Here is a 7,842-nt window from a genome sequence, read left to right as displayed (position 1 = left end):
CATGCCGACCGAACCTTCCGGTGAAGCCGCCGTTCCAATGCTCGTTCGCGGTAGAACGATCTATCTGACAGCCGTGTACGATGCGCTCCATACATCTCTCTTTTGGGGAGCTTTTATCTTGTTTGCATGCGCGGCCATCATTGATGTCCGCAAGGACCCTTTCCAACGTACCTGGCGCATCAAATGAAACGACCTTTTCCTGGCTCAAAGCTATGGGCGTTGATTTGGAGACGCTCACAATGACAGTTTGGTCATCAGTGCTCTTAGCGATGATAGTCATCGGCCTGGCGTGGAACTGGGCTGCTGCCAAGTTCAATGCTGAACTGAAGAGATCCCATCCAGTTCAATGGCACGACCTAGGTGAGCCAGCTTCGTTGACGCAGGGCTCGGTACGCCGCGAGCTCCAATGGGCCTTGTTTCTATTGTCTCGCAAGTATCGCCACCTCGACAACAAGCGCCTTTCGGCGCTCGGAGATGCCATGTTTTTCTGCACGGTCATCAACTTTGCTTTGCTCATATTTTTTGTCTTTGTGTCGCGCGGCCAACCTGGAACCGGCTTTTGATTTCGATTGTCGCAGCCGGACGGGCAAACCACGTGACCGATACTTCTGATCACAACAAACGCGATCGGGCTGTCCGCAGGATCAAGCTGGCTTGCGCTGTCCTTATTGTTGTCGGCTTCCTGGGAGTTGTTGGCGGCGGAGTGTGCGAACGGATCGCGATAAGTTCCCTGCCCTCTGCGGATCCCGCTTCCGGTCAAACTGCTCCGATAGACTTCAAAGGCCAAGCCCGCTTCGTGCAGCCAATGATCGCAAAATATTGCGGCCTTTCGGTCTGGATCATAGCCGTGGCGGCCGGGGGCGCCGTGGCCCTTAGCGGTATTCTCTATTTCGTATTCGGGCGATTGCCGCACGAATAATCAGCCACGTTCCTTCATTCGGCAAATGACCAGGCTCAAGCGGTACCTCCTCAATATCTTATTCACACTCGGCGCCCTGACTTTGCTCGGTTCGTTGCTGGCGCGGTATGCCGTGGTGAATGGATTCATAACTTCTCCTGCTGTCGCGAATGAAGCTACCGGGCAAACCATTCCGTACGAAATCAAGGGGAAGATTGTCTTCATTACTCCAGATGAGCGTCGTTCAGCTGAGCTGGTCGGGATTGGCGAGTATGTCGGCCTGAGCTTGCTGCTGGCGTATGTCGTCGCTCTCGAATTGCGTCGCCGTCAGCGCGCACGCCTGGAAGAAAAGTAGCGACGGTTTTGGCGGGTCAGCCAGCCCTCAAGCTGGGCGCCGGCCCCGATATTCCTGGTCTGTGGACCGGCGCATAAAGCGCACCCTGGGTGCCGGCCGCTCTGGCCGCCGCCGCGGCCTAGGGCCCTGCCCCAACCCGTCGCTGCCTGGTCAGCATAGTCCGCTTGACCCCTGCCCTCCGCCAGTCGACTTTAGCGGCGGAGGTTGCCTTATGAGGAAGCTACTGGTCGCCGTTGCCCTGCTGATGCTGGCCGGCTGCAGCGAGAATTCGGTCTGGTGGAAGGCCAACAATGCCTGGGGCACCGGGACCTTCCCTGTCTCGAACCCCGGCCAGGCGGCCCTCTACATCGTGCGCGAGCCCGCTCAGCCCGACGCGCCGCCGATCAATATCACCATGGGCCGGCAGCCGGTCGGCAGCATCGTCTCGCCCAACTACATGCGGCTCGATCTGGCGCCCAAGCTCTACGACCTGCGCGCCTACGGGCCGCAGTCCAACAGCGAGCTGATCATCACCGTGGCGCCCGGCCAGACGCGCTTCTTCCTGGCCCAGCTCACGCCGAACGGCGGCGCCGAGCTTCTGGAGCTCTCCCAGGAGCAGGGCCGCAAGCTCGCGCGCAAGGGCGAGCGCCTGTACACGCCCGAGATCGACGCGAGCACTGACGGCTCCTAGCGGGGACGCACCGCCCTGCCTCCGCCGAAGCGAAGCCGCTTCGGCGGAGGCAGGGCGGCGCGCCCCCGGCAATGAAGCGTAGCTAGTCGCGCTGGACGCACATGGCGATGCCCATGCCGCCGCCGATGCAGAGGGTGGCGAGGCCCTTCTTGGCGTCGCGCTTCTGCATCTCGTAGAGCAGGGTCGTCAGCACGCGCGCGCCCGAGGCGCCGATCGGATGGCCGAGCGCGATCGCGCCGCCATTGACGTTGAGCTTCTCCGGATCGAGGCCGAGCTGCTTGCCGACCGCGACGGCCTGCGCCGCGAACGCCTCGTTGGCCTCGACCAGGTCGAGATCCTTCACCGTCCAGCCGGCCTTCTTCAGCGCCGCCTGCGAGGCCGTCACCGGCCCGATACCCATGATCGAGGGATCGACGCCCGTGGTCGCCCACGACACGATCTTGGCGAGCGGCGCGATGCCGCGCTTCTTGGCCTCGTCGGCCGTCATCAGCACCAGCGCCGCCGCGCCGTCATTGATGCCCGAGGCGTTGCCGGCGGTGACCGAGCCGCCTTCCTTGGTGAAGGCCGGACGCAGCTTGGCCAGCGTCTCGACCGTGGTGCCGTGGCGCGGGAACTCGTCGGTGTCGACCACGACGTCGCCCTTGCGGGTCTTCACCGTGACCGGAACGATCTCGTCCTTGAAGCGGCCGGACTTCTGCGCTGCCTCGGCCTTGTTCTGCGACGAGGCGGCGAAGGCGTCCTGCTCGGCGCGGGTGATCTGGAACTTCTGCGCCACGTTCTCGGCGGTGTTGCCCATGTGATAGCCATGGAAGGCGTCCCACAGGCCGTCCTTCAGCATGGTGTCGATCATCTTGAACTCGCCCATCTTGGTGCCGTCGCGCATGTAGCCGGCGTGCGGCGCCTGGCTCATGCTCTCCTGGCCGCCGACCACCATGATCGAGGCGTCGCCGTTGCGGATCGCCTGCCAGCCGAAGGCGACGGCGCGCAGGCCCGATCCGCAGAGCTGGTTGATGCCCAATGCGGTCTTCTCGACCGGGATGCCGGAATTGACGGCGGCCTGGCGGGCCGGGTTCTGGCCCTGAGCGGCGCTCAGGATCTGGCCCATGATGACTTCGTCGACTTCCTCGGGCTTCACCTTGGCGCGCTCCAGCGCGCCCGTGATGGCGACCTTGCCGAGGTCGTGCGCCGGCACGGCGCCGAAGGCGCCGTTGAACGAGCCGATCGGCGTGCGCGCAGCGCTTGCGATGACGATTTCGGTTGCCATGTAATCCTCCTTGGCTGCCGCCCTGTTCCAGACTTTATAGGCCGGCGACCGGCACCGGCAAGGACCCGTCTTGGACCGTTACCACCGCATTACCGAACGTCTCGACCTCAGGCCGATCACCCTGGCCGATGCGGACCGACTAGCGGTATTGCACGCCGATGCGCGCGTCATGAATCTTCTGCAGCACGGCGTGCTGAGCCGCGCCGAAAGCGACGCCATGGTCGCCAATTACGAGGCCGAGTGGCCGGCGCTCGGCTTCGGCAGCTGGACGGCGAGCGAACGTGCGACCGGAAGGCTGGTCGGGCTGGGCGGACTGCGCGTGCATACCGGGGACTACGGGGTGGCGATTCGCCTGGCCTTCACGCCCGAGGCGCAGGGCCAGGGCTACGGGCCCGAGCTCGCCCGTGCCTCGCTGGAATTTGCCTTCGAGGTCGCGAAGCTCGATCGCGTTGTCGCTCTCACCCGGTCGGACAACGGTCCCAGCCAGCGCTCGCTGGAGAAGTCCGGCATGGTGCGCGAGCGCGAGATCAGGATGGAGTCTGGCCGCATCATCCTGCTGTACGCCGTGCACAATCCGAAAAGCGCGAAGCGTTAGTCGAGGCGGGGCCGGCGGAAGCCCATTGCAATCCAGGCAGCGAGCAGCTTCAGCATGAACTTGGCGGAGTGACTGCGATGGTTCGGCACGTCGTCGGGAAGCCGAACGCCGGCGCGCCGCTCCCCTGTCATGACCCGCATCTCGATTGGCGGCGCTCCCGTCGCAAAGCGGTTGCGGTACATCGTCACCCAGTGTCCCTTGGTGAAGTCGAGAAACATCGCCGAGTTGCAGCACGTGGCAACGACCCGCCGGGTGGGAGAGTCGGGCTTGAGCCGATGGTCTTCGAGATGCTGGCGTCCTGCCACGCATTGCACCCGATCCTTGCGATAAAGGATCACGCTCGTTCCGCCGTCGGGATCGAGCAGGCGCTCGAGCCGACGTCCGGCATCCTGGCAGCTCGTGCAGAAGCAGGAGGCGGTCAGAATCGGCCGGCCGATTGCCTCTATCTTCACCTTGCCGCATCGGCATGTCGCGATCGCATCCATCCTGAGCCACCTCTCGATCCAAGACGATTGGGGAGGCGAAAAGGATTCGAGCCGCCTAACACGGGCACACTGTCATCCCGAGCGCAGCGAGGGACCTTTCCTGTTGCCTAAAGGCCCCTCGCTTCGCTCGGGGTGACAGACGTGACTTCAATTCTCGTCGCCGACAGGCCTTCTAGCGCGGCCGCCTCGCGGATCACCTCGAGCGCAGGGACGATCACATCGGGCGCGGCGTCGACGGGATAGACGACGTAGGCGGACAGCACGAACTCGGGTCCGCCGGAAATCAGCGCCAGCTTGCCGCTTTGCAGATGCGGTCGCAGCAGACGGATCGGGAAATAGCCAGAGCCGCCATTTTCGAGCACGTGCTGCAGGCCAAGCCAGCCGGTGTTGGTCGTGAGCGCCGCGCCGAAGAAGTTCGGAAAGCTGGCGCTGTGCTTGGCGAAGAACTCCGGCCCCCAATCGACATAGACATAACCCGGCCCCGGCTCCGGCTTGCCGTGCGGATCCGTCGACGCGAGGACAAGACGCTCGTCGAACAGCAACTCGACCTTCAGACCCGGGCGGCTCTCGGGCGTGTACATCACGCCGATGTCCAGGCGACCCTCGACGAGGCCTTGCATGAGCTCGGCCTCCAGGCCGATCTCGGCGCGGACGGAGATGTCGGGCGCCTTTCGCAGCAGGACCGCGAGCCAGCGGTTCAGGAACTGCTCCCAGAGCCCGAACCGCCCGCCGATCGTCAGTGCGCCGCGAAACCCCTTGGCGACGCCGACCTCATGGCGCGCCTGCTCGACGGTGCGCACCAGCATGGAGGCATATCTCTGGAAGTGCCGGCCTTCGGCGGTGAGGGTCGTGCCCCCCTTGTTGCGCACGAACAGCCGGCAGCCCAGCGAACTCTCCAAGGACTGGATGCGGGCGCTGATCGTCGACTGCGTGACATGCAGGCGCTCGGCGGCGCTGACGAAGTTGCCGGCCGCCACCACGGTGAGAAAGGTCCGCGCCAACTCGGTATCCATGGCTCGCTCGTAAATTGATATCGACTTTGCCGATATCAACGGCCGATTTTCTTCGTTTTTCAAGTTTTTAGCAGGCGCGTACGCTGGTTCATCATGAATGACACCAAGCATGAGCTCGTCGCGACCCTGAACGAGCTGCTCGAAGCGGAGCGCGCCGGCGCGCGGGTGACGCTGGAGACGGCACGCCAGGCGCACCATCCGGCGATCGTGGAATTGATGCAGTACATCCAGCACGACGAGGCGCGCTGGTGCGCGATGCTGCTGCGGCAGATCAGGGAGCTCGGCGGGACGGCCTCGCCGCGGATGGGCGCCTTCTACGAAAAGGCGATGGCGATCGACGACATCGCCGAGCGCATCACCTTCCTCAATCGCGGCCAGGGCTGGGTCGTCCGCAAGCTGCGCGAGCTGATCCCCAAGGTCGAGGACGCGTCGCTCAGCGCCGACCTTCACCACATGCTGTCGTCGCATGTCGCCAACATCTCGCTGGCCAACGCCACCGATGCACGAGCCTTGTCCGACACGGCGCCATGAAGCCCGTCAACGACAACGAGCAGCGGGATGCCGCGCAAGAGTACGCCTCTCCGCCCTGCCTCATGCACAGGTTCGACCCCTTGACCGGCGACCGGGTCATGGACGCCGACGTCGTGCGCTGGCGCAAGGCGGAGCGTGAAAGGCTGATCGCGGCGCGGCTTGCGATTCCTGCCGCCGACCGCAGCCGCCTGTCACAGCGGATCGAGACATGGCTCGATCTCGCGCTGGGCGATGTTTCGGGACGGATCGTCAGCGTCTATTGGCCGTTCCGTGGCGAGCCGGATCTGCGGCCATGGCTCAAGGGCCTGGAGGAACGCGGCGCCGTCGGCGCGCTGCCCGTGGTGGTGCACCGCCATGCGCCGCTGGTCTTTCGCAGCTGGCGCCGCGACGAGCCGCTCGAGCCGGGCGTCTGGAAGATTCCCGTGCCGTCGCACGGCATCGCCGTGACACCCGACATCGTCATCGCGCCCGTCGTCGGCTTCGACGCCGATTGCTTTCGCCTGGGCTATGGCGGCGGCTTCTACGACCGCACGCTCGCCGACCTGCCGCGGCGAACCTGGATCGTCGGGGTCGGCTACGAGCAGCAGGCGATCCGGACGATCTATCCGCAGGACCACGACGTGGCGATGGAGATGATCGTCACCGAGAGCGGCATCGTCAGCCCTATCGTCACCCCGGCTGACGGCTCATGACGATCGCACGACGATCGGCCAGCTTCAGCCCGAACAGCGGCCGCAGGAACCAGAGCGGACGCACCAGCCCGAAGTAGATCGCCGACGTGGCGATGAAGGTCGCCAGCACGGCCAGGATGAAACCCGCGACGGGCGGCGCGCCGATCTGCAGCAGCCAGTAGACGGCGATCACCGTCACGGTCTGGTGCAGGATGTAGAACGGATAGACGGCCTCGGTCGCCTCGCCGAGGAAAGCCGGGCGCTTGGTCAGATGACGGTTGGCGAAGCCCGTGATGGCGAACAGCCAGGCCATGGTGTTCACCGCCGACAGCAGGGCGAAGGCCGCGCGGTCGGTGTCGGCGATCGTGGGCCGCACGGTTCCGTGGAAGAACAAGTCGTAGAGCGCGCCATAGGCGGCGGCGCCGACGGCGAAGGACAGCCAGCGCTGGCGATTCAGCGCCTGAAGCATGTCGGACGAGCCGAACAGGAACGCGCCGTAGAGCAGCAGCGCGCCGTAATAGACGAGGCCGTGCCAGTCGCCGATCAGGCCGTTGGTGTTGTAGGAGACCGGCGCCAGCCACAGGATCGATGCCGCCAGCGGCAGCACCATCAGCCACTGCAAGCCGAACCGCGCCGCCAGGCGGCCTGCCTTGTCGAGCGCATGGCGTCCCTGCGGGCTGCGGGCCCACAGGAAGCACGGCAGCAGCACGAAGGTCAGCACCAGGACGTAGGCCAGGAACCAGAGATGGTGCCAGCTCACGTTGCCGTTGGGGTAAGGACCGCCCTGGAAAGCCTGGGGCAGCCAGTCGAAGAACGAGCCGGTGAACTGGCCGCGATAGAGGCGCTCGAGGTAGATCTGCGGCGGCACGATCACGACCATGCCGAACGCCAGCGGCAGCAGCAGCCGCTTCACCCGATCGCGGGCGAAGGCAGCCGGCGTGCGCGATCCCAGCGCCAGCATGATGGCGGCGCCCGACACCAGGAATATCAGCGGCATGCGCCAGCGGTTCACGAACCGCATGCCCTCGCGCAGCCAGTCGATGCTGTCCGCGCTGGTGAGGTGCCAGCTCCAGCCCGACCAGGCCATGCCGGCGTGGTAGGCGATGAGAAGGCCGAAGGCCAGGACGCGGAGCCAGTCGAGATCGGCACGGCGGGAGACGGACATGGGGCACCTCGTGAAGAGGCCTTTTGTCTATCCTCCAACTCCTTGATTTGGCGTCGAATTGTGACGACCGGCGAGAATTCTGGGACGACCGGCGTGGCCAACGGGACGTCCGGTTACGGGAGCGCGGGCCTCTGGCCCGCCTCATCCTCAGCGGAGCGCGGACCGCGGGCGTCCCGCCCGCTCATGATCATGATT

Annotated in this window: 12 protein-coding genes; 8 read left to right on the top strand and 4 right to left on the bottom strand. The window is 65.1% G+C overall.

Features of this window, described 5'->3' with window-relative positions; all coding sequences use genetic code 11:
- The 5 genes from RSO01_RS48725 to RSO01_RS45005 form a co-directional block, all read left to right on the top strand.
- Positions 1-187: hypothetical protein (locus RSO01_RS48725; RefSeq protein WP_218037660.1), on the top strand; the 187-nt coding region annotated here is incomplete at its 5' end.
- A gap of 52 nt (positions 188-239) precedes the next feature.
- Positions 240-563 carry a hypothetical protein gene (locus RSO01_RS45020; RefSeq protein ID WP_218037659.1) on the top strand — a complete coding sequence of 108 codons (324 nt, stop codon included), beginning with the start codon at positions 240-242 and terminating at the stop codon, positions 561-563.
- A gap of 32 nt (positions 564-595) precedes the next feature.
- The gene (locus RSO01_RS45015) at positions 596-919 is read left to right on the top strand and encodes a hypothetical protein (RefSeq protein WP_147157158.1); all 324 of its coding nucleotides are present in this window, start codon (positions 596-598) and stop codon (positions 917-919) included.
- A 25-nt stretch (positions 920-944) separates the two neighbouring features.
- Positions 945-1,253 carry a hypothetical protein gene (locus tag RSO01_RS45010; RefSeq protein WP_147157157.1) on the top strand — a complete coding sequence of 103 codons (309 nt, stop codon included), beginning with the start codon at positions 945-947 and terminating at the stop codon, positions 1,251-1,253.
- A gap of 211 nt (positions 1,254-1,464) precedes the next feature.
- A complete protein-coding gene (locus tag RSO01_RS45005) occupies positions 1,465-1,923 on the top strand; it encodes a hypothetical protein (protein WP_147157156.1) in 459 nt (152 codons plus the stop codon).
- Between the two features lie 82 nt (positions 1,924-2,005).
- On the opposite strand, the gene RSO01_RS45000 is transcribed toward RSO01_RS45005, so the two are convergent.
- Entirely contained in the window at positions 2,006-3,187 is a 1,182-nt protein-coding gene (locus tag RSO01_RS45000; protein ID WP_147157155.1) for an acetyl-CoA C-acetyltransferase, read from the bottom strand.
- A 70-nt stretch (positions 3,188-3,257) separates the two neighbouring features.
- Here RSO01_RS45000 and RSO01_RS44995 point away from each other — a divergent pair, with 70 nt between their 5' ends.
- Positions 3,258-3,782 carry a GNAT family N-acetyltransferase gene (locus RSO01_RS44995; protein WP_147157154.1) on the top strand — a complete coding sequence of 175 codons (525 nt, stop codon included), beginning with the start codon at positions 3,258-3,260 and terminating at the stop codon, positions 3,780-3,782.
- On the opposite strand, the gene RSO01_RS44990 is transcribed toward RSO01_RS44995, so the two are convergent.
- Together RSO01_RS44990 and RSO01_RS44985 are read right to left on the bottom strand one after the other, a co-directional pair.
- Positions 3,779-4,267, bottom strand: a complete 489-nt coding sequence (locus tag RSO01_RS44990; protein ID WP_147157153.1) for a GFA family protein — start codon at positions 4,265-4,267, stop codon at positions 3,779-3,781. The two genes, RSO01_RS44995 and RSO01_RS44990, sit on opposite strands and share 4 nt — an antisense overlap.
- Before the next feature lie 107 nt (positions 4,268-4,374).
- Complete coding sequence (locus tag RSO01_RS44985; RefSeq protein WP_147157160.1) at positions 4,375-5,280, bottom strand: LysR family transcriptional regulator; 906 nt, start codon at positions 5,278-5,280, stop codon at positions 4,375-4,377.
- 93 nt (positions 5,281-5,373) lie between these two features.
- Between RSO01_RS44985 and RSO01_RS44980 the strand changes: the two genes are divergently transcribed.
- Together RSO01_RS44980 and RSO01_RS44975 are read left to right on the top strand one after the other, a co-directional pair.
- On the top strand, positions 5,374-5,811 hold the full coding sequence (locus RSO01_RS44980) for a DUF6306 domain-containing protein (RefSeq protein ID WP_147157152.1): 438 nt from the start codon (positions 5,374-5,376) through the stop codon (positions 5,809-5,811).
- Positions 5,808-6,503, top strand: a complete 696-nt coding sequence (locus RSO01_RS44975) for a 5-formyltetrahydrofolate cyclo-ligase (RefSeq protein ID WP_147157151.1) — start codon at positions 5,808-5,810, stop codon at positions 6,501-6,503. Before RSO01_RS44980 ends, RSO01_RS44975 begins: the two co-directional genes overlap by 4 nt.
- Here the strand turns inward: RSO01_RS44975 and RSO01_RS44970 are convergent.
- Positions 6,481-7,647 carry an acyltransferase family protein gene (locus RSO01_RS44970; RefSeq protein WP_147157150.1) on the bottom strand — a complete coding sequence of 389 codons (1,167 nt, stop codon included), beginning with the start codon at positions 7,645-7,647 and terminating at the stop codon, positions 6,481-6,483. The genes RSO01_RS44975 and RSO01_RS44970 overlap by 23 nt on opposite strands.
- Between the last annotated feature and the right edge of the window lie 195 nt (positions 7,648-7,842).

It is taken from the genome of Reyranella soli (assembly GCF_007992495.1).
Lineage (GTDB): Bacteria > Pseudomonadota > Alphaproteobacteria > Reyranellales > Reyranellaceae > Reyranella > Reyranella soli.
This window is presented reverse-complemented; position numbering and strand designations above follow the sequence as displayed.